Source organism: Aurantivibrio infirmus, from assembly GCF_054767315.1.
In genome coordinates this window covers 556,030-576,498 of sequence record NZ_BAAFSK010000001.1, presented here as the reverse complement: position 1 = coordinate 576,498, position 20,469 = coordinate 556,030, and the positions used below count along the sequence as shown (strand labels likewise).

Annotated in this window: 19 protein-coding genes; 7 read left to right on the top strand and 12 right to left on the bottom strand. The window is 45.0% G+C overall.

The window, feature by feature from the left end; translation table 11 throughout:
• Window positions 1-16: 16 nt before the first annotated feature.
• The 9 genes from ACYUCY_RS02800 to murJ form a co-directional block, all read right to left on the bottom strand.
• Window positions 17-976, bottom strand: a complete 960-nt coding sequence (locus tag ACYUCY_RS02800; protein ID WP_460224922.1) for a PilW family protein — start codon at window positions 974-976, stop codon at window positions 17-19.
• A gap of 14 nt (window positions 977-990) precedes the next feature.
• Window positions 991-1,473: a type IV pilus modification protein PilV gene (gene pilV / locus ACYUCY_RS02795; RefSeq protein WP_460224921.1), complete on the bottom strand. Its 483-nt coding sequence runs from the start codon at window positions 1,471-1,473 to the stop codon at window positions 991-993.
• 25 nt (window positions 1,474-1,498) lie between these two features.
• The gene (locus ACYUCY_RS02790) at window positions 1,499-2,023 is read right to left on the bottom strand and encodes a GspH/FimT family pseudopilin (RefSeq protein WP_460224920.1); all 525 of its coding nucleotides are present in this window, start codon (window positions 2,021-2,023) and stop codon (window positions 1,499-1,501) included.
• Window positions 2,024-2,359: 336 nt separating this feature from the next.
• The gene (gene ispH / locus ACYUCY_RS02785; RefSeq protein ID WP_460225107.1) at window positions 2,360-3,292 is read right to left on the bottom strand and encodes a 4-hydroxy-3-methylbut-2-enyl diphosphate reductase; all 933 of its coding nucleotides are present in this window, start codon (window positions 3,290-3,292) and stop codon (window positions 2,360-2,362) included.
• 38 nt (window positions 3,293-3,330) lie between these two features.
• Window positions 3,331-3,780: an FKBP-type peptidyl-prolyl cis-trans isomerase gene (fkpB, locus tag ACYUCY_RS02780; protein WP_460224919.1), complete on the bottom strand. Its 450-nt coding sequence runs from the start codon at window positions 3,778-3,780 to the stop codon at window positions 3,331-3,333.
• A gap of 16 nt (window positions 3,781-3,796) precedes the next feature.
• Window positions 3,797-4,330, bottom strand: coding sequence for a signal peptidase II (gene lspA, locus ACYUCY_RS02775; protein WP_460224918.1), 534 nt, complete (start codon window positions 4,328-4,330; stop codon window positions 3,797-3,799).
• Window positions 4,331-4,367: 37 nt separating this feature from the next.
• Window positions 4,368-7,193 carry an isoleucine--tRNA ligase gene (gene ileS, locus ACYUCY_RS02770; protein ID WP_460224917.1) on the bottom strand — a complete coding sequence of 942 codons (2,826 nt, stop codon included), beginning with the start codon at window positions 7,191-7,193 and terminating at the stop codon, window positions 4,368-4,370.
• 18 nt (window positions 7,194-7,211) lie between these two features.
• The gene (gene ribF, locus ACYUCY_RS02765; protein WP_460224916.1) at window positions 7,212-8,171 is read right to left on the bottom strand and encodes a bifunctional riboflavin kinase/FAD synthetase; all 960 of its coding nucleotides are present in this window, start codon (window positions 8,169-8,171) and stop codon (window positions 7,212-7,214) included.
• A 249-nt stretch (window positions 8,172-8,420) separates the two neighbouring features.
• On the bottom strand, window positions 8,421-10,010 hold the full coding sequence (murJ, locus tag ACYUCY_RS02760) for a murein biosynthesis integral membrane protein MurJ (protein WP_460224915.1): 1,590 nt from the start codon (window positions 10,008-10,010) through the stop codon (window positions 8,421-8,423).
• A 578-nt stretch (window positions 10,011-10,588) separates the two neighbouring features.
• Between murJ and ACYUCY_RS02755 the strand changes: the two genes are divergently transcribed.
• From ACYUCY_RS02755 to ACYUCY_RS02725, 7 genes are all read left to right on the top strand, one after another.
• Complete coding sequence (locus ACYUCY_RS02755; RefSeq protein ID WP_460224914.1) at window positions 10,589-11,221, top strand: (2Fe-2S)-binding protein; 633 nt, start codon at window positions 10,589-10,591, stop codon at window positions 11,219-11,221.
• Window positions 11,222-11,301: 80 nt separating this feature from the next.
• The gene (locus tag ACYUCY_RS02750) at window positions 11,302-13,746 is read left to right on the top strand and encodes a xanthine dehydrogenase family protein molybdopterin-binding subunit (protein ID WP_460224913.1); all 2,445 of its coding nucleotides are present in this window, start codon (window positions 11,302-11,304) and stop codon (window positions 13,744-13,746) included.
• Window positions 13,747-13,757: 11 nt separating this feature from the next.
• Entirely contained in the window at window positions 13,758-14,753 is a 996-nt protein-coding gene (locus tag ACYUCY_RS02745; RefSeq protein ID WP_460224912.1) for an FAD binding domain-containing protein, read from the top strand.
• Window positions 14,754-14,756: 3 nt separating this feature from the next.
• Entirely contained in the window at window positions 14,757-15,521 is a 765-nt protein-coding gene (locus tag ACYUCY_RS02740; RefSeq protein ID WP_460224911.1) for a cytochrome b/b6 domain-containing protein, read from the top strand.
• Between the two features lie 80 nt (window positions 15,522-15,601).
• Window positions 15,602-15,967 carry a hypothetical protein gene (locus ACYUCY_RS02735; protein WP_460224910.1) on the top strand — a complete coding sequence of 122 codons (366 nt, stop codon included), beginning with the start codon at window positions 15,602-15,604 and terminating at the stop codon, window positions 15,965-15,967.
• 163 nt (window positions 15,968-16,130) lie between these two features.
• Complete coding sequence (locus ACYUCY_RS02730; RefSeq protein WP_460224909.1) at window positions 16,131-16,352, top strand: hypothetical protein; 222 nt, start codon at window positions 16,131-16,133, stop codon at window positions 16,350-16,352.
• 104 nt (window positions 16,353-16,456) lie between these two features.
• Window positions 16,457-17,461 carry a hypothetical protein gene (locus ACYUCY_RS02725; protein ID WP_460224908.1) on the top strand — a complete coding sequence of 335 codons (1,005 nt, stop codon included), beginning with the start codon at window positions 16,457-16,459 and terminating at the stop codon, window positions 17,459-17,461.
• Between the two features lie 54 nt (window positions 17,462-17,515).
• Here ACYUCY_RS02725 and ACYUCY_RS02720 read toward each other — a convergent pair whose 3' ends face one another.
• Genes ACYUCY_RS02720 through ACYUCY_RS02710 form a run of 3 tightly spaced genes read right to left on the bottom strand, consistent with a single transcriptional unit; the run spans window position 17,516 to window position 20,170 of the window.
• The gene (locus ACYUCY_RS02720; RefSeq protein WP_460224907.1) at window positions 17,516-18,436 is read right to left on the bottom strand and encodes a tetratricopeptide repeat protein; all 921 of its coding nucleotides are present in this window, start codon (window positions 18,434-18,436) and stop codon (window positions 17,516-17,518) included.
• A complete protein-coding gene (locus ACYUCY_RS02715; RefSeq protein ID WP_460224906.1) occupies window positions 18,433-18,867 on the bottom strand; it encodes a hypothetical protein in 435 nt (144 codons plus the stop codon). The genes ACYUCY_RS02720 and ACYUCY_RS02715 overlap by 4 nt, the downstream gene beginning before the upstream one ends.
• On the bottom strand, window positions 18,857-20,170 hold the full coding sequence (locus ACYUCY_RS02710) for an ATP-binding protein (protein ID WP_460224905.1): 1,314 nt from the start codon (window positions 20,168-20,170) through the stop codon (window positions 18,857-18,859). The genes ACYUCY_RS02715 and ACYUCY_RS02710 overlap by 11 nt, the downstream gene beginning before the upstream one ends.
• Window positions 20,171-20,469: the final 299 nt, after the last annotated feature.

Sequence of the window (20,469 nt, the reverse complement as noted above, 5' to 3'; positions counted from 1 at the left end):
ACTGCTATTCAGGTGTTTACTCGATTGATTTATTACGAATATTAGCGGTCGCAAAATAGGTTCGCTGTAAAGGCGCGCCGCCATTCAAATTATCTTGACTATCCAATGTTAGCTGGACGCGCATTGAAATAATCTGTTCAAATTCAGCAGCTAACGGAGCATCAATAAATTTACTCGCCGAACCATCAGTACCGACACCATATGTCACTTGCATATCCGTTACGTTTCTCACGAGTTCATCTGCATTGGGGTCGTTATTACGAAGACGAAAAAGCGAAGAGCCACCAGCATTATTGTCGGCGATAAAAAATTCGTGAGTAAATGGGATAGCAATACGAGAATTCGCGGTATACACGCCTCGTAAATTAGCAGCATGTGAAATCGTGCCGCTGTTTTCAGTGTCAAGCTCTGTATTTGCAAAAATATCAGCGCCGGTACAATCGCTAATGATGATCTCTGTACCCGCCGGTATGCTTGTCGACCCCGTATTAATAATGATGTCGGATGCGGTACTACCTCCATAGGGCTGCCGCACCTGGGCGTTTCCGACCCCGTAGGCACCATGAATCTTGAATCTATCGGTTCCTGCTATTGTGGTTTTACCACCAACCGTTGAGCTTGCTGCGTTATTAAAAGCTTCAACACTGCTTCTACCCCAGTCTGCTTTTACACCCGTAGGTGCAGAATGCAGTTGGAGATTAGTGCTTGAGCTCGTATCGACGCCTTGAACATAGTAGCAACCCCAAGAGCCCGCCATTCGTATATCACGGGTCAGCATTTCAACGGCGATACGGCCGCCTTCTTGGACCTCGCTAAACCCCGCTTGCATACGCGAGCTCTGACGATTCGAATCAAAAATTTGCAAGACGCCAAACAAAAGGCCTGCGCTTAAGCCAACCGCAATAATTAATTCAACCATGGTAAAACCTGACTGAGACGCTTTTGATTTACTGGCCAATTTTCTAGTTACCTTCATCGGTGACACCATTTTTACATTTCTACCGTAAGAGCAAAGGATTCATTACTAATGCCAGCCACAGCTGCATTCTGATCTTGTTCGTCCCAAGTAATTGTTATAGTGAATACCCCACCATTGTTTGAAACAGTGCCATTGCCGCTTGGCAAAGACCCTTGGTCAACACTGCCATTCACGCCAGTCTTTATTAACTGATTCCATTCATAAGCATCTTTTTGAGCGACAACACTTGGTATACAAACTGAAACACAAGAAACTGCTGTTTCAGTCCCTGTAATATTGTCGTAAGCACCGGACTGAACCCCAGCTTGATTAGAGCGCATACGTTCCGCCATATCATAAGCATATAGAGTCGCCAAACTTCGAAACTGAGTGTTATTTATGTTCTTCATTGAAGTAAGTTGCAGGGCACCGAGCCCCAGCAGACCGATTGAGGTAATGACGATCGTTATCAATACCTCTACCATTGAAAAACCTTGAGACCCTCTATTCTTCATATCATCAATCCACTACATAAATTTACTAAGAGCACGGGAAATCAGCACGCGAAACACTGCCTGAAAGTAACAGGGTATATTGACTACCTCGCTCTCCTGATCGGTCATCGCAAACAGTGATTGTGTCGTTGGCATTAACTTCTCCAGTCCCGCGGAATGCATAAAAGGTTCGTGCGTTACCAGAAGTAATTGAGACAGACGCAGCAGAAACTGGCCAGGTGCGAAGAAGCTCTTCAGTCGGATCCCAATCATTGCCACCATCTGCATCAATCCAAACAACGAAGTCAGTAGTGGCGTCACCAAAACCAACATGAACCGTACCGCCTCTTTTAACGGCTTCGGTGCGAGCGTAACCGATTGCACTCGCCACACCATTTGATGTAGCGACAATTCGATTATTCTTAATGGTCTCCTGAAAACTAGGTATCCCGATCCCCAACAAAATACTGGCGACCACTAAAGTGAACATAAGCTCAATAATCGTGAAGCCCAATTGCCGCTCAGAAGCCATTCGTCTATTGCCGCGTTTTTTATAGCCAAGTTCAGTCACGTGAATTCTCTTTTTAGAAATTCGATATGCTTAGACTATCGTACGTTTTTTGACTAGTCGCCTCGGTAGGGATAAACGGGCGGCTTGTTCGACTAGGTGACGAAAAGTGTCGGAGGGGGTGACGATTTGTGTCTGATCTCTCAGAAGAAGGTATGACTAATTCGATTTTTTTTGAGCGTTTTGTTTAAAAAAAATTTCAAAACAGAAAGCGCTTTAAGTTAAGTTAGCTAACTCACTGATTAGTTAAGAGTAATAAAAATTAAGGGGGTATGAACGGTCGTTAAGAGCGAATCACTTGTCATTTATCTTACTTTTAGTGCCACGCTTAACAATTTTTTAGCGCAAAGTTTTTGGCAAAGAAAAACGAATGTTTTCAACTTGACCATGCATTTCTTCTGGTGGCAGCGCGCCTAATACTTTTAACTTATCTACGACTTTTTGCACTAAAACTTCGGGCGCAGATGCGCCTGCGGTTAAACCAATAACTGAAATTCCTTGCAACCATTTACTATCAATATCTTTTTCATCATCGATCAAGTACGCCATTGTCCCACAACGTTCCGCAAGTTCTCTTAAGCGGTTTGAATTAGAACTATTAGGTGATCCTACGACCAACACTAAATCACATTCCAATGCCAATTGCTTAACCGCGTCTTGTCGATTTTGAGTTGCGTAACAAATGTCGTCTTTACGTGGACCATGTATCGCGGGAAATTTATTTTTTAAAGCAACAATAACTTTTGCAGTATCGTCAACGGATAAAGTTGTTTGAGAGACGTAAGATAATTTCTTGGGATTTTTAACACTTAATGCTGAGACATCGTCTTCGTTTTCAACAAGATAAATTTCCCCGCCGTAACTATGGTCGTATTGCCCCATGGTACCTTCGACTTCTGGATGACCTGCATGACCAATCAAAACACACTCTTGACCTTTGCGACTGTAGCTCAATACTTCCATATGAACTTTCGTTACCAAAGGGCAGGTAGCATCAAAAACATGAAGCTTACGAAACTCTGCATCATTTTTTACCGCTTGTGAAACACCGTGAGCGCTGAACACAACAATTGCGTCGGAAGGTACTTGCTCCAACTCGTCAACAAAAATCGCGCCGCGCTGGCGTAAATTTTCGACAACGGTTTTATTGTGGACGACTTCATGGCGCACATAAATGGGCGCGCCATGAATATCCAAAGCACGATTAACAATGTCAATTGCACGATCGACTCCAGCGCAGAAACCGCGAGGATTAGCTAACTTAATTGAAATAGACATAAAGAATAACTTTTAAGTGCTGTCAAAAAATCTTAATGAGTAATGGCTGGTTCTACGGAAAGAATTTCAACATCAAAAATAATATTCCTACCTGCCAATGGATGATTAAAATCGACCACCACAATGTCATCATTAAATTCACTAACAACACCGGGGAGCTCTTGTTTGTTCGCATCAGCAAAAGACACCACAAGCCCTTCGCTTAACTCAACATCGTCTGCGAAGTCTTCACGCTTTAGCTCTTGAATATTGTTTGGGTTGCGCTGACCAAATGCGTCCTCTGGGGGAACAGTGAAACTATCTTTGTGGCCGGAATTCAATCCGATTAACAATTTTTCAAATCCGACTAGCAAGTTTTCATCACCAACCACAAACGTGGCAGGTTTCGCATCAAAATTTGAATCAACGATAGAACCATCTTCTAACTTTAGCGAGAAATGCAAAGTAACTTGTGTGCCTGGACCAATACTTAAGGGATTCATCAGTTCTATCTCGCCATCACTTTGTCGATTGCTGATCTGCGTTATTGCTATTCTTCTCTTTTTGCAAAAACAGCATGTCAAAAATTAAAATTGCCGCCCCTAGACTAATTGCCGAGTCAGCAATATTAAACGTTGGGAATTGATGATGTTCGTAATGCCAAACAATAAAATCCACGACATGTCCCAGAAAAATACGATCATAGACATTACCAATCGCACCTCCCAACACCAAACTCAACGCCAATAGCTCCCATTTTTTACTGCTGTCTTTGAGGGCTACTGTTTTAGCAATCCAATAAGTAATGCCCGCGCTTACAACCAAAGCAATGATGCTAAAAAACCAGCGTTGCCAGCCACCTGCATCCTGCAAAAAACTAAAGGCGGCGCCGGAGTTGTAGGCCAATTCAAACTTAAAGAATGGCAACACAACAATAGTTTTGTACCCAACTAAGCTCGCCTCAGCCCATGCCTTGGTTAGCTGATCAATAATAATGACTACGATCGAAATGCAATACCATCGCAACAGACTGCTTGTGTTAAAAAGTTTCAATGAATTCCACCACGCTCTTGTTAATAATACCGTTTTGCTAAACGAACTTTCTGACTTCACCCGCACCGTCAATATTGTCGATACAACGCCCGCATATCTCTGGATGTGAATCGCTTGCACCGACATCTTCAATAAAATGCCAGCAACGTTCACATTTTTTACTCGCAGACTTTTTAATAGCTAACTTAATACCAGGAATTTTAGTTTCTTTTGCGGCTCCTGTCGCAGCTGATAAAGGTTCCACCAATGCTTTAGAGGTTATTAGCGCAAAGCGTAGCTCTTCTCCCAAAGTGTTCACACATTCAAGCCACGCATCGTCGCAATAGAGAACCAATTCGCACTCCAGAGAACTGCCAATCTCACCGCTTTTACGCAAACTTTCGATGACGATATTCACTGCTTCTTTTACTTCTACAATTTTCAGCCAGTATTTTCGTCCGAGCTTTTCATCAGCAGGTAATTTTTCCAATGAATGCCAATGCGCCGTAAAAACCGATTGTTGACGATCGCCGGGCATGAACTGCCAAATTTCGTCAGCCGTAAAACTTAAGATAGGCGTAATCCAGCGCACAAAAGCTTCAGCAACATGAAAGATTGCGGATTGCGCTGAACGTCTTGCCAAGCTATCTGCCTGCGTCGTGTACTGCCTATCGCGAATAATATCCAAATAAAAACCACTTAAATCTACTACGCAAAAATTATGTAGCTTCTGATAAATACTGTGGAACTGGTATTTGTCATACAGAGCGATAATTTCTTCTTGCAATTGCGCGGTACGATCAACCATCCAGCGATCCAGCGCTAGCATCTCTTTATTCGCGAGAAGATTTTTATCGGGATCAAAACCTTCCAGATTCGATAACAAGTACCGCGTTGTATTACGGATACGACGATAAGAATCCGCGGCACGATCTAGAATTTCCTTCGACACATGCATCTCAGAAGAGCAATCAGTGCTCGCCACCCACAAACGCAAGACATCAGCACCGGATGTTTTCGTCACATCATCGGGAACAATAATATTACCGAGAGACTTCGACATTTTTCGGCCGTTTTCATCAACGGTGAAGCCGTAGGTCATGACTTCTTTGTAGGGTGCTTCACCGTACATTGCCATCGCGGTTTTCAGAGAAGATTGAAACCAGCCACGATGCTGATCCGAACCTTCGAGATAAAGGTCGGCGGGATATTGCAAATAATCACGGCGCTTGAGCACCGCATAATGAGTCACACCCGAATCAAACCAAACGTCTAAGGTGTCAGTTACTTTTTCGTACTGATCAGCGTCTGCACCCAGCAAGTCCGCAACATCTAACTCGAACCACGCATCCATCCCTTTAGCTTCAACAAGTTTCGCAACTTCTTCAATCAAACGCGGTGTTTCTGGATGTAATTCTTGTGTATTTTTATTGACAAGCAAGGCGATAGGCGCACCCCAGGTTCTCTGCCGAGAGATACACCAATCTGGACTCGAATCGACCATCCCTTCAATTCGTGCTTCACCCCAAGCCGGAATCCAATCAACACCTTTAATCGCTTCTTTAACGGATTCTGCCAAATTATTTTTTGTCAGACTGATAAACCACTGTGGCGTCGCGCGAAAAATTAATGGCGTTTTAGTTCGCCAACAATGGGGAAAGCTATGATTGATTTTTCCCTGATGGTAAAGATTGCCGTGCTCCTGCAATACTTCAACCACTGGCTCATCGACTTTGTAAACATGCTGCCCTGCAAACAATTCAACAGCATCGCTATAAATACCGTTTGCATCGACATAATTCAGCGTGCCAATGTCATATTTTTGGCCAACCAAAAAGTCGTCCATGCCATGATCAGGTGCCGTATGAACACAGCCGGTACCTGCTTCAGTGGTCACGTGTTCACCTAAAATAACGGGAACCGTGCGAGAATAAAACGGATGGTTTAAGTATAAATTTTCAAGCGCCGCACCTTTACAGCGACCCACAATTTCAGAGTTCTCCACACCACCACGTGAAAGCACAGATTCTGCTAATGCTTCCGCAACAATAATACGTTCACTCTTCTCGCCTTTATTTGAAGACTCAATTTGCACGACCACATAATCTAATTCGGGATGCAAACTCACCGCCTGGTTGGCCGGTAAGGTCCAAGGCGTTGTAGTCCAAATTAATACGGATAAATTTCCTTCGCCTGCCAAATCTGGAATCGCTTTTTTAAACTCAGACTCATCAACAACAGGAAAGCGAACATCTATTGAATAAGACGTTTTATCTTGATACTCGACTTCCGCTTCCGCCAAAGCCGAACCACCAACCACGCTCCAATAAACGGGTTTAAACCCCTTAACCAGATGACCATTCTCAGCGATTTTTCCAAGGGCTCGAATAATGTCCGCTTCGAATTTAAAATCCATCGTTAAATAGGGATTATCCCACTCGCCGAAAATGCCTAAACGAATAAAATCTTTTTTCTGACCTTCAACTTGCTTGGTCGCATATTCACGACATTTTTTTCGAAAAGTCGGGTAATCAACTTTAACGCCAGCTTTGCCAATTTTTTTCTCAACCTGATGCTCAATTGGCAAGCCATGACAATCCCAACCCGGCACATAAGGCGCATCAAAACCACTAAGCGTTTTAGCTTTAACGATCATATCTTTTAAGGTTTTATTAACCGCGTGACCCAAATGAATATTGCCATTCGCATAAGGAGGACCGTCATGCAAAATAAATTTTTCGCAACCTTTTCTAGAATCACGGATTGTTTGATAAACGTTTTCCTGCTGCCACTTTTTTAAGATGCCCGGCTCACGCTGGGCTAGATTCGCTTTCATTGGAAAGGCAGTTTTAGGAAGATTGAGAGTAGATTTGTAATCAGTCATAAAATACTTATTTTGGCGTTACCGTTCTAAAGTGTCGAAAAATGATTTTGTTTCACTTACATCCATTTGGATTTGTTTTTTTAGTTCATCTAACGATGAGAATTTTTTTTCATCTCGCAGTTTTGTTAAAAAATCTACGGAGATACGGCGACCGTACAAGTCGCCTTTATAATCTAGTAAATGGGTTTCTAACAATGGCCGCAACTCATCGTTTACCGTTGGACGCAGACCCACATTGGTTACCGCATCAAACACTTTATCGCCGAGATGCACGCGCGTTATAAAAGTGCCTGTAATTGGTGACACATTGCGACGCATAAACAAATTCGCAGTGGGAACACCCAACTGCCGTCCCAATTGTTTTCCAAAACACACTTTACCCGCTACGGTAAATCGTCGTCCCAACAAGCGCGCTGCTTGATCGAAGTTATTCGCCGCAAGCAATTCGCGTAGCCTTGTACTGCTAACTCGATCACCATCAACATCAACCGTATCAGCACGACTTAGCGAAAATCCTTTTAGCTTTCCCTGCTCATTTAAAAACTCAAAATCACCGCAACGATCATGGCCAAATCGAAAATCATCGCCGATGACTAAATGTTTGACACCGAGCCCCGAGAGCAACACATCATCAACAAAATCTAATGAGCTTGCCTGGCTAAATTTTTCGTTAAACCGAACACACAACACTCGGTCAATACCCGCAGCAAACAACGCGCTTAATTTTTCACGAAAAGGCTGCAAGCGCGGAATTCCTTCCCCGCATTGAAAAAACTCTCTCGGCAGCGGCTCGAATATTATTGCCGCCGAAGCAAGATTTAACTCCCTCGCCTTGTCCGTGACTTGTCGGATAATCGCCTGATGGCCGATATGCATCCCATCAAAGGCGCCAACGGTAACCACATTCCCGCCATTGTCCGGGCCTTTATGTTCAGGCCGTAAATTAATTAATCCACGTATGAGGTTCCGCTGACTCACAATCCTTAGCTCTTACTCAATTTAATTTGCTCTGAGTGAATTTAGTTTATTTCGTTAACTTCGCACCCGAATTCTTACTGCCTAAAAGTTCTATCCAGCGCTAAATACAAAAACATTCGAATGAGCCGTATTTGGCTTCAGACAGGATTTTTATCGAGCAGGGAGACTGAGCAAATAACAAGGGCGGGAGTATACCGCAGGGATGTGACAAACCCTACCCAATAAGGCTTTACCAGGCACTTTCACTCATTAACCTGGGTGTGGAGATCGCATATCCTTTATCCGCAAACCAAACACGAAAAGCGCAATCAGGTAGCTCGCCATGCCGGCGGCGCAAACCGCAAGTAAATGATAACAACGCTGCCAAATACTCCAGTCCGCCCATGCCACCCACACCTGCATGAAAACAATCAACACCAGCGCCATAACCAATGACGCGACACCCAAAATAAGAGAGAACTTAAGCCACCCTGACTGAGGCTTAAAGACCCCGGCTTTACGCAAACCGAGAAACAACAAACCCGCGTTGATAAAAGCAGACAGTGAGGTGGCAAGAGCCAACCCCATATGGCCGACCTCGTATCGCATCAACGGCAGCACCAACGCGATATTCAAAATCATATTCGACACCATCGCAATAATGCCTATTTTTACCGGTGTTTTTGTGTCTTGACGGGCAAAATAACCAGGCGCAAGCACTTTGATCAACATAAAGGCCAGCAAACCCAAGGTATAAGCACGCAAGCTAAAACTTGCCATAGTGATGTCGTGGACTGTCATTTTTCCCGATTGAAACAAGGTCATCAAAATCGGCTCAGCCAAAATAAACAAGGCCACGGCAGCGGGTACGGCGACGAGAAAAATCATTCGCAAAGCCCAGTCCAATGTCGCAGAAAAATGCTGGGGGCTTGAAGCGCTATGCTGCCTAGACAAGGTGGGCAAAATGACTGTTGCGATCGCAATACCGAACACCCCCAAGGGCAACTCCGACAAACGATCTGAAAAGTACAACCAGGTAACACTGCCCGTCGGTAAAAACGTTGCCAAAATTGTATCTATCAATAAGTTAATTTGACTGACCGAGACCCCAAAAATTGCCGGCAACATTAGGGTGAGGATTCTCTTAACGCCTTCATGCTTCCAATCAATTACTGGAGTTGGCATTAATTTTAATTTCAACAAAAATGGCAACTGGAACATCAGTTGCGCGACACCTGCCGCCAATACGCCCCAGGCTAATCCCAAAGCAGGAGGATCAAAATAAGGAGACACCACTACCGCCGTGACAATCAAACACACATTCAACAATACCGGTGTCATTGCAGGTACAGCGAAACGTCCGTAACTATTCAAAATAGCGCCGGCGAAACCAGTCATCGAAATCAAAAATAAATAGGGGAAGGTAATACGCAAAAACTGACTGGTTAGCTCGAACTTATAGGCATCTGCAACGAAACCCATAGCAAAAACTGCCGTGACTAAAGGTGACGCTAATACCGCAAAAATTGTTACCACCAAGAGTATCGAACCAAGGCAGCCCGCTACGCGATTTATTAATTCTTGAACAGCGGCTCGCGATCCTTGTGTACGATATTCAGAAAGAACTGGCACAAATGCCTGGGAAAAAGCACCTTCCGCGAACAGGCGGCGGAGAAAATTCGGAATTTTAAAGGCAACATAAAAGGCATCTGCATCAGCGCCTGCGCCGACAAACTTTGCAAACACGATATCACGGATCAGCCCCATGACCCGTGAAGCCATCGTCATTGATCCTGTCACTGCACTAGATTTCAGTAGCTTGTGAGAACGCTGGGAAGATTCAACTTCAGAGGGCGACATTAATTATCCAAAATAACGGTAAAAGTAAATTCGCTGGAGCAGCCTTCATTGACCCACAGCACCAAAGCGCTAAGTCAATACTCTGCGCAATTGTAACGCTTACAACGCTGAATAAGATTTTTCGATGAGATCAGTAACCGAACGAAATTCGAGCAACCACAATCGCAAGCAAGTGCGAATGATACGCTGTTTTAGTAAAGAAAAGTTGGTCTTCGCGAGCAAGTGATTGAATTGTGTGGCCGCAGTAAGCTTGGCTCAATCGCGGGGTGTGTTTATGCTTGAATGTTCCAAAAATGTGGTTTAGTCTCGATCTCCTCTGGACCCATTACGATAATAAATAAGGGCCTTCTAAGAGGATTCAAAACAAGCCGACGGGCTTCGAAAACCAGCTTAATCACACCAACAAAACTTTCATCCAGCTTTGCTAAGCTGCGCTTGTTGCAAATAGAAGCTGCAAAACAACGTATCGATTTAAGATTGATTCAATAAAAAGATAGAACCTTCAGCACTTGGGATAGCGAATCGTTTCATTCTCGCTAAAAAGCTAATCAACATAATAATATGAGGTTTTGTAGATCGTGAATGAGAAACTATCACGCCGACGCTTTATAAAAGGGGTTATTGCCTCTAGCGTTACCGTCTCCACTGCATCGCTTTGGTACTCTGCGACTTCAAATGCACAGGCAAAGCCCAACGGCGTTGTTGAGCGCTTACTGTCGATCGAAGTGAACGGCAGAACTCGTCGAGTTGATGTCGCCCCCCAAGAAACACTTGCTCATACCTTACGCTACAAACTCGGCCTCACCGGCACCAAACTTGGCTGCAATCGCGGTGAGTGTGGCGCCTGTACCGTAATGGTAGATGAAGTCGCGGTATACGCTTGCTCGATGCTGACTCACAGCGCTCGAGGTAAAGCGGTAGTAACCGTTGAAGGTTTGCAAGGTCCAAACGGTGAATTCCATGTCGTCCAGCAAGGCTTTATTGATGAACTAGCGCCTCAGTGCGGCTACTGCACACCAGGGCAAGTCATGTCAGCGGTGAGCTTATTAAAGACCAACCCAAAACCCAGCCGCGAAGAAGTCAGAATGGCTTTGTCGGGTAACATTTGTCGCTGCGGCGCATACGAGTCCTACATCAATGGCGTAATGCGAGCGACTGGACAGACCGAAGAATTGACAACATTGGTGACGGGAAATTCGGACGTTTCTTAGTTAACAAACCCGCCGTTAAACAGTGGGCAACTCATTCATAAACCAATAAATAGCACCAGCGAATTACTGGGATAAAAATCATGAGCTACATGCATATCGGTAAAGACTATGTACCCGATGACGCCCTCGGCAAGGTCACAGGTAAAGCGAAATACGCCGAGGATTACGGATTCCAAAAAGACGGCACCGTTTACGCACGCCTCTTAACCAGCCCGGCTCCCCACGCTCGAATTACTAACATCGACGCGACAGAGGCCCTGGCAATGGAAGGCGTCGTGGGAATTCTCACTGCTGATGACGTTTACGGTGATGAGCACCCAACCAATGTCAGCCTGCCCATTCTTACCAACCATCCCACTTTAGTCGGCGAGCCCATATTGGCAGTCGCTGCAATAGACGAAAAAATCGCTGAAGATGCCATCGCGAAGATTAAATTCGACATGGAGTTTCTTCCCTTTACCGTCGACCCGCTGCATAGCTTAGATCCCGATGGTCCCAACGCTTTCCCCGAAGGAAATTATTTTGCTCGCACCCGAGAAGGTGGCGAATTCAAAACCATCAAATGGACCAAACAGCAAATAGAAGCCTTTCGGAACGGACAAGACCCAGAAGCAGAAGTGTCTTCTGAATCAGATTACGGCGATCTCGACGCTGGCTGGGCCAACGCAAAGGTCGTTGTAGAACAACCTTTCACCACTGCCGGCTATCCGCACATGTCGATGGAGCCACGTAGCGCTTTTGCCTACTGGGAAAATGGGAAATGCTATCTTCACTGCTCATCCCAAAGCCTTACCAACATGATTCCTGGCATGGCTCGCTTAGTCGGTTGTGAAGCGAAAGATTTAATTCTTATCAATGAATGTACCGGCGGCGGCTTTGGCCAGAAGGCACGCTCTAGCGCGATGTCCACGGTAGCAATCCCAGCCCACTTCTCGAAAAAACTCGGCCGCCCCGTCAATCTACGAATTACTCGCGAAGAAGAGTTCACCATCGGCGGTGCTCGTGTTGGTTTCCAAGGCTGGATAAAAGTGGGCTTCCGCGAAAATGGCATTATGTCTGCGGTTGATATGTTTATCGTTGCCGATTCCGGCGGCCACAACAGTTCAACCGATGCCTCATCAGCTGCAGGCTCTATCGCAACACTTTATCAAGCTGAATCTATGCGCCTACGTTACGTCGCGCTTAACACCAACACACCACACCGCGGCGCCCAACGGGGGCCGGGGCAAAATCAGATTGCTGCCATCATCGCTCCCATCGTCGACAAAGCCGCCCGCGAACTTAATTTGGATCGCCTAGCGATTCGTAAAATTAATGCGCCGGACAGTGATGAAGGCGATACCGAGGGGATGCGACGCACACCTTTTACCAGCGCTTATATGAATCGCGCTCTCGATCAAGGTGCCGCGCAGTTTGGCTGGACAGCAAAGCAAAGCGCCAGCGGCCTAAAGTCCGCCACCGGCAACAAAGTTAGAGGCATCGGTATCGGCCAGGGTTATCACAACGCAGGCCGCAGCGGCAAAGACGGCTTGATTGTCTTGGCACCCGATGGACGCCTTAAATTACACAGCGGGGTCGGCAATCTCGGCACTTATTCATACTCTTCTACAACCCGAGCTTCTGCCGAAGTATTAAAAATGCCGTGGCAGAAATGCGATGTGGTCAGCGGCCGCACCGACCGACATCTACCCTGGGCGGAAGCACAAGATGGCAGCAACTCAATATTTACCCATACTCGAACCAGCTGGTTAGCAGCGGAAGATTTGCTCGCAAAAATGAAAGCTATCGCCGCAATGGATTTAGGTGGAACAGCCGATGACTACAATATCGGCGACGAACAAGTCTTCAACAAAAACAATAACGCCAGCTCCATGACTTATGCGCAAATCGCGACCCGTGCGATGGAGCTGGGCGGGGCTTACAGTGGCCAAGAGTATCCGGAAGAAATCAACGACATCACCAAACGTGCTGTTGAAGGTCTCGCAGGAAGCGGCTTAATCGGCGTTGCGAAAGATCCCAACTTACGCGGCATGGTACCACCGGGGCTGGGGGTGTCTTTCATCGAAATCGAACTCGATCTAGAGACCGGCAAGTACGACATCCTCGACCTTGTCAGTATTGCTGAATGTGGCACTGTTGTTCATCCGCAAGGCTTGGTGGGTCAACTTCGCGGCGGCGCAGTGTGGGGCATCGGCATGGCTTCCCATGAACGCCACCTATACGACCCACAAAATGGCTTACCGGCATCGGCGGGCTACTGGCAAAGTAAAATCCCCACTAATCTCGATGTGCCTTCGCAGATGGCGACCGGCGCAACAAACATTCCAGATCCGCAAAACCCAGTGGGAGCGCGAGGTATTGGCGAACCAGCAATGGGCTGTGTAACCGCTGCATTGCTTTGCGCGATTTCCGACGCAATGGGCGGACATATCTTTAGTCGCGCTCCGGTCACCCTGGACATGATCGTTAACCATACTGCCGGTATCTCAACGAAAGCTGAGAAACTCGCACAAAATAATTATTGAGGTTGGTAGACATGGCAATTTCACATGACGTAATGCCCAGCGTAGAACTGTATCAACCGGCTAGCGAAGAAGACGCTCTCAGTATCGCCAAAAAACAAGGTAAAGATGGCTGGCTAGTAGGTGGCGGACAAGACACTTATGGCTGGCTAAAAGACCGCGCGAAATCTCCTGCGGCAATGATTGAAATTACTCATATCGACGCTTGGAAAGGCATCAAAGAAATCGATAGTGGTGTGGAAATTGGCGCTACTACAACGCTTTCCGAAATCGCTGCTCACCCGTTAATTCGCTCGCGCTACGATTTGTTAGCGACAGCAGCGAACAAAGTGGCGAGCCCACAAATTCGGAACATCGGCACCATTGCCGGCAATGTTTGCCAAGATACACGTTGCTGGTATTACCGTCGCGGTTTAGATTGCTATCGCGCTGGCGGTAATCTTTGTTATGCAGACTCTCCAGAAGGCCTTAACCGCGAACATGCCTTATTTGGCGCTAGCCGCTGTGTTGCTGTGAGTCCTTCAGACACCGCACCCGCGTTAGTTGCGCTCGACGCATCAATGGTTATTTCCAGTGAAGGTTCTCAACGTGTTGTTAAAGCCGAGAAGTTTTTCGTCGGCCCCGCCGTCAACATTACTAGCATGACCGTATTGAAACCCGGCGAAATTCTTACCGCCATTCGCTTGCCAAATGAATGGGCTAACGCGGAATTTTATTTTGAAAAAGTTGCCGACAGAAACGTCTGGGACTTTGCACTCGTCAATCTCGCAGCAGCAATAAAAATGAATGGCGACACCATAGAAAATGCACGTCTAGTTTGTGGTGCGGTTGAATGCGTACCACGCCGATTGAAGCAAGTTGAAAGTGCCTTGCGTGGAAAGCCGCGTTCAGAAGCAACCGCAAACGAAGTCGCCGCACTCGCTAGCCAGAATGCTAAACCCCTCAACTATAACCAATTTAAAATGCCGCTGATGGACAACTTGGTTCGTCGCGCCATTCGGGGAGCTTAAACCATGGAAACTATTGCAAGTTACAAACACGGAGTCTGGGGACAAGAAGTTCTTCTCGGTGTGTCTTGGGATAAATTATGGTTGGTCTGCACCACCGTGTTAGCCCTTATTATCATTCACGCCATTGTCATGGCAGTGCTGCGGAAAAAAGCTCAACCATCCGCTGAAGGCAAGCGCATACGTCGCCATGATGCGTTCGATCGCGCTTTTCATTGGATTATGGCCGCCAGTGTTATCGTCTTACTTATAACCGGCGTACTGCCCATCGTAGGCATTCACTTTAACTGGTTAAATCTGCATTTGATTGCCGGTTTGATTCTTACCTTTGTGATCGCTTTGCACATCATTCGCGCGGTTATCTGGCAGGATTTCAAATCCATGCTGATGGGGCCAAGCGATCTCGTCGAACCCTTAGACGCAAGTAAAAAACCCGGGAAATATTCTTTTGCACAAAAAGGTATGCACTGGACAATGACAATATTAGTGCTTGGCGTTATTTACACCGGCATTATATTGTTCCTACAAATCCAAACGCCTTGGTGGGAGCGCACCAACGCCATGCCCGAAAGTGAATTAGGTATGATGTTTTTTCTACACGGCTTAGCAACACTCGGTTTGATAGCGCTTAGTGCCATTCATGTGTACTTTGGCTTGCGGCCAGAAAAACGTTTTTATACGCGCTCGATGATTAAAGGTTGGATTTCAGAGAATGAATACACCGCAAATCATGACAGCAGCAAATGGGCGGCAGAAGAATCCAGCAAATAATTATTTTGTGGCCTCGAGTTTGAGGCCACAAAACAAGCAACCTGAAAAATCACTATAAGTAATTTAATAAGAGAGAATACGTGAGCCCAGAAGTTTCCCAAGCCATTGAGGCTGTAGAATCCGGTTATGAATATTTACTCGCTTTCGCAGCACAGGGGCGCGAACCGTCTTCCGACGACAGCGGCCCAAGTCAACAGATCCGCAATACTCTAAACGCCATGCATGATTCAATGACCGTCATCATGACGACACTGATGCAAGGTGTTAGCAGTAACGGCTTCAATGAATTACTCAGCGCCGACTTAAAAAAAGCGCAAACCATTCTATCTTTTGTTATCGATCAAGAAAAAATTGGTTCTGAGCTTATCGACAATCTCAATGCGTCTAATCATCTTCGAACCGCGCTGACAGATTTGTTTTTACTGAGCGAAGCGAAAGATTCCTGAGCAATAACGAAAGGCACCACGCGGCAGAGTAAATTAATCTAGATCAACACATAAGTAATTGATGAGCTAGATAGCGTCTCGTCACTAGACGACGACAGTTATCTGAGTAAACTAGAAGCTTTCTTACTTCCCACTTCAACTCAGAAACTTAAGTGAGTCTCTTATGCCTAGCGAAGCTTCCTACGCCAAAAAACTCGTTGCCAACGCAATGCAAGATGCCGAAAACGAAAAAACTTTCGACAAAGATTCTATGGGCCGCGCCATCATCCACGCTGTTATTGAAGAATTCGCTCAGTACCGGAAGATTTCAGACATTGCCAGTGAACTACAATATACCGTCGACAATTTAGACGAAGACGAGTTTGTCATCACCCGTGGCTGCTAAGCTAGAAGATCTAATTTCATAGAAATGAAATAACACAATCCAGTTCAAAATATATTTCGAATCTAAAAGCAACAATGAACATTAGAGCAACGAACATTAGAACAATGAATATTAAAACAATAAAAAAAATCTTAGTTAAAACAATTGCTGCAAGTGCGCTCGCCGTTGCACTCACGGCTTTATCAGTATCAATTTATGCTTACGAACCACCGCGTATGGCCGACGGCAAACCTGAACTACAAGGCTTATGGTCGAACTCTTCAGTCACAGATCTTGAACGTCCATCGGGAATTAATAAATTAGTTCTTAGCGAAGAAGAGGCCTTAGCAATGGCCGCGGGTGACGACTTGGTTGGACGAGTGATCAGCGATGCTCGTCCCACCGATCCAAACGCAGGTTTACTCGATGGTTCCGATCTACTTGCAGGCCGGGGCTACAATACTTTTTGGATCGATCCGGGCATGCAAGTTGGAAAAGTAAAAGGCGAATATCGATCTTCATGGATTGTTGATCCAAGTGATGGAAAGATTCCTTATTCGAATGATGGAAAAAAAATCGCCACACAATCTCGTTCTTATCGAAACAATTTTGACGGCCCAGAAATTCGCCCTCTCGGTGAACGTTGCTTGGCAACCACAGGCAGAACCGGTCCACCAATGATTAACGGCTTGTACAACAACCACTATCAAATCGTTCAAGCACCGGAGCATATTTTAATTCTGTCAGAAATGGTTCAGCACGCACGCGTAGTAACGCTAAAAGGTGAACACCCACCCAAGGAAGTAAAATTTATGTTTGGCCACTCTATTGGCTGGTGGGAAGGCGACACCCTAGTAGTCGAGACGACTAATTTTCATCCCATGCATTTGCGGTATGCCCACCCTCTTTTTCACACAGAAGATTCAAAAGTAATCGAACGTTTTACTCGCTATTCAAAAGATCAACTGCTCTATGAATTTACGATCGAAGATCCAAACCTCTATACGCAAATATGGCACGGCGAATCTCGATTTAATCAATTGGATAAGCCAATTTACGAATACGCTTGTCATGAAGGAAACTATTCCATGCCCGGGATACTTTCTGGAGCGCGACGCGAGGGGAGTTAGAATAAAGCGCACAGCACTAACCGCCTTGAGATACATAACAAATAGGTGTGGCAGTTAAAAATTTCGATTAAACGAAAATTTTTCCATCTCTTTTTTAAGGGCCTTATAGTACAAGGGTATTCCTACCCAAGAATATACCACTAGAATTAACCAAGCGTTTGAAACCAAGCCTGCCAATCCCGGATTCCCGAAATCTCGTGTTATTTGAGAAGCCAAATTAAAAAATAGAAAGCCGCCAATCAACACAAGGCTCGCTTTTGTATCGCTAAGCGATGCCATCTTACTGTTGAAGCGCCACCACAAACCAAGGAACCAGTTTCTTCGCATCTTGATGTTTGAGAATAAACGCAGAGCTTCCCTAGATTCTGGGTTTTGGGAGATCACAAACTTAGCATGATATTCCGCCTCATCAACATTACCCTTCGCCAACTGCACTTCGCCCATCAAGATATTTGCTTCTTCGTCATGAGCGTCAACCCCTAATGCTGACTCAGCATAAGCTAAGGCATCCTGTAGGCTCCCAATCGCATAATAATATTTGCCGTAGGCACTAATTATCTCGGCACTATCAGGCTCTATACGTGCTGCATCGTGGATGAAATCCAGGGCTTGCTTGCGCTTACCTTCCAACAAAAAAACCGAACTTTTCAACAAATATGCGTCAGAAGAATTCGAATCCAAGCGGAGCGCCTGATCACAAAACTCGTGAGCCTTTTTGTAACGCGCTTTAAGAAGGTTTAATCGAGCAAGGACAAGAAAAAAATAAGCTTCACTAGGATCCAAATTAAGTGCGATTTTGATTTCAAACTCAGCGGCATTAAGACGAAATTTTTCTATTAAACATGATGCCAGAAACCCATGATAAATAGCTTTCTGAGGATCTCGCCCCAAAAGCTCTTTCAACTTCTCAATCGCCGAATCAATTTGACCTCGATCAAGAAATGCTTTGACTTGCTCTAATTGATACTCACTCATCGAGTTTGCCCCTGTTCTTTAATATAAATGAACAACTCATAGGGCACCATTTGTTTAAAAACGATTAAATACAAGGTAATAAAAAATTCTGCTTGCATCACTATTCGCAAATAGGGAACAGCAGCATTAGTATATTCCTCAAATCCAAAGGCTGAACTTGCGAATACAAATATGTATGGCAACGCAAAATACAAAGCTAAACCAACAATTGCGAATACGAGCTCTCGAAAAAAGCTAGGGCTGCCAATTAACCAACTGTTTACTATCAACCACACCAATGGGATCCAGAGACGACCGTAAAAAGGAGGAGTCCAAACGAAAGGTAGCAACATTGCGAGCAACAAAATCCCAATGGGATTGAAAATAAGAGAATCCCAAGGCTTTGGTTTTGGCTCATCGATTATTTGATAACTAGAATTATTATTTTCCATGTTTTTTCAGAAACTCAATTACGTCATTATATCGACCACCATCATTTGCGTATCGCGCATAATTTCGAGCCGTTGTCAGCCACTCGCTTGTGGTCGCCTGACTATCTTGAACGCTTTGCTTAAAATGCCTCATCCCAATTAAGACTTCCTGCTCATTCTCAATCGATTCATCTATTGCCTCATCCGCAGCCATTTCAACCAAATTAGCGAGATCAGCGCCAGAGTACCCTGAGGTTTTGCTTGCTAGCATTTTGAAGTCTATATTGTCTTCACAGGGCCGCCCTTTCATATGATGAACTAAGATCGACTGCCTGGCTCGCTGATCAGGGGGAGGAACAAAGAACATTCGATCAAAGCGACCAGGACGTAAAAAAGCAGGATCGATAGACCAAGGAACGTTAGTTGAAGCGAGCACCAGTACGCCCTCGTTATTCTGGGAGAAACCGTCAAGTTCCGTTAAAAACTGGCTAATCGTATTACTTATCGAACTATTTCTCGCGTGCTCTCGCTTACCAGCTAAAGCTTCTAATTCATCGAAAAATAATACACTTGGAGTTTCCGCTCTTGCTTTCTCAAAAATCGCGCGTAACTTCTGTTCAGACTCACCAATATACATATCCAACACATCGGCGATTTCGATATTGTAAAATGAAGCCTTACATTCACCGGCCGTTGCACGAGCCAACAAGGTTTTCCCACAGCCGGGCGGCCCAAATAATACAACCCCTCCACCAACTTTCTTTTTAAATTTTTGAAACAAACTAGGTTTTTGAAATGGCAATATGATTTTTTTACTGATTTGTTTCTTTATTATATCTAGCCCAACCACATCCGAAAAAGTAGTGGTAGGTTGTTTATAGCGTGTTAGCTCAACAACTTCTGAAAAATCGATTTTCTCAACTACTCGCAATTTTGGCTTCGAATCGATCGCTTCACCAGAAAAAAAATTTTCTAAATCCGCACGCTTTAATGAGGGTTTCTCTTTCACAATTCTTCGATAAATTTCACGAGCTTGCTGATCCTGGTTTTCGGCCAAAAGAATATCTACCAATAAAATCTCCTGATCTATATTTTCTTGGTCGATGAGTTTTTTAGCCGCATCTCGCTCGTCAATTTCGAGCAAAGATGTAATAATTTTCAACAAATCCATATCGCCTAATGGCAATGAAAGTGACTCCAAAAAAACTAATTTGTCTGCCAGCGACCCATTGTCAGCATGAGCTAACACAATGATTTTGGCCAGCTCCGGCGATGGGGCAACACCAAACGCCACTTCCAGGTCTGTTAAAGCTTTGCTATCCATTTATCGACTCCGTCATTCTTTTTCTGCGCGACAACTAATTCGGCATCTTAGCACGGAAAATAAATATGTTGGCGTCACTTAGGAAAAAACCATGAAGAAATTTTCGCGGGAAAATAATAATTCATTACTTGCCTGAGCATGCATGCGGTGGGACTCACAACCCAAATCGCTGGGCGGTTCTGGCCCACGGATTCACGGGTTTTTCTATTTTAGTGTTAACTATACTTTTCGTTACGATCCGAAAAGAAGAGCACTAAATAAATATTTACGTAAAACAATAAAAATCCAACGACGCCTGA

What these genes read in the sequence shown, in the direction of transcription:
- ACYUCY_RS02710 (WP_460224905.1), bottom strand. Translation starts at nt 20,170, where the DNA reads ATGGATAGCAAAGCTTTAACAGACCTGGAAGTGGCGTTTGGTGTTGCC.
- ACYUCY_RS02730 (WP_460224909.1), top strand. Translation starts at nt 16,131, where the DNA reads ATGCCTAGCGAAGCTTCCTACGCCAAAAAACTCGTTGCCAACGCAATG.
- ileS (WP_460224917.1), bottom strand. Translation starts at nt 7,193, where the DNA reads ATGACTGATTACAAATCTACTCTCAATCTTCCTAAAACTGCCTTTCCA.
- ACYUCY_RS02750 (WP_460224913.1), top strand. Translation starts at nt 11,302, where the DNA reads ATGAGCTACATGCATATCGGTAAAGACTATGTACCCGATGACGCCCTC.
- pilV (WP_460224921.1), bottom strand. Translation starts at nt 1,473, where the DNA reads ATGAAGAATAGAGGGTCTCAAGGTTTTTCAATGGTAGAGGTATTGATA.
- ACYUCY_RS02800 (WP_460224922.1), bottom strand. Translation starts at nt 976, where the DNA reads ATGAAGGTAACTAGAAAATTGGCCAGTAAATCAAAAGCGTCTCAGTCA.
- ACYUCY_RS02740 (WP_460224911.1), top strand. Translation starts at nt 14,757, where the DNA reads ATGGAAACTATTGCAAGTTACAAACACGGAGTCTGGGGACAAGAAGTT.
- ACYUCY_RS02720 (WP_460224907.1), bottom strand. Translation starts at nt 18,436, where the DNA reads ATGAGTGAGTATCAATTAGAGCAAGTCAAAGCATTTCTTGATCGAGGT.
- fkpB (WP_460224919.1), bottom strand. Translation starts at nt 3,780, where the DNA reads ATGAATCCCTTAAGTATTGGTCCAGGCACACAAGTTACTTTGCATTTC.
- murJ (WP_460224915.1), bottom strand. Translation starts at nt 10,010, where the DNA reads ATGTCGCCCTCTGAAGTTGAATCTTCCCAGCGTTCTCACAAGCTACTG.
- ACYUCY_RS02715 (WP_460224906.1), bottom strand. Translation starts at nt 18,867, where the DNA reads ATGGAAAATAATAATTCTAGTTATCAAATAATCGATGAGCCAAAACCA.
- ACYUCY_RS02745 (WP_460224912.1), top strand. Translation starts at nt 13,758, where the DNA reads ATGGCAATTTCACATGACGTAATGCCCAGCGTAGAACTGTATCAACCG.
- ACYUCY_RS02725 (WP_460224908.1), top strand. Translation starts at nt 16,457, where the DNA reads ATGAATATTAAAACAATAAAAAAAATCTTAGTTAAAACAATTGCTGCA.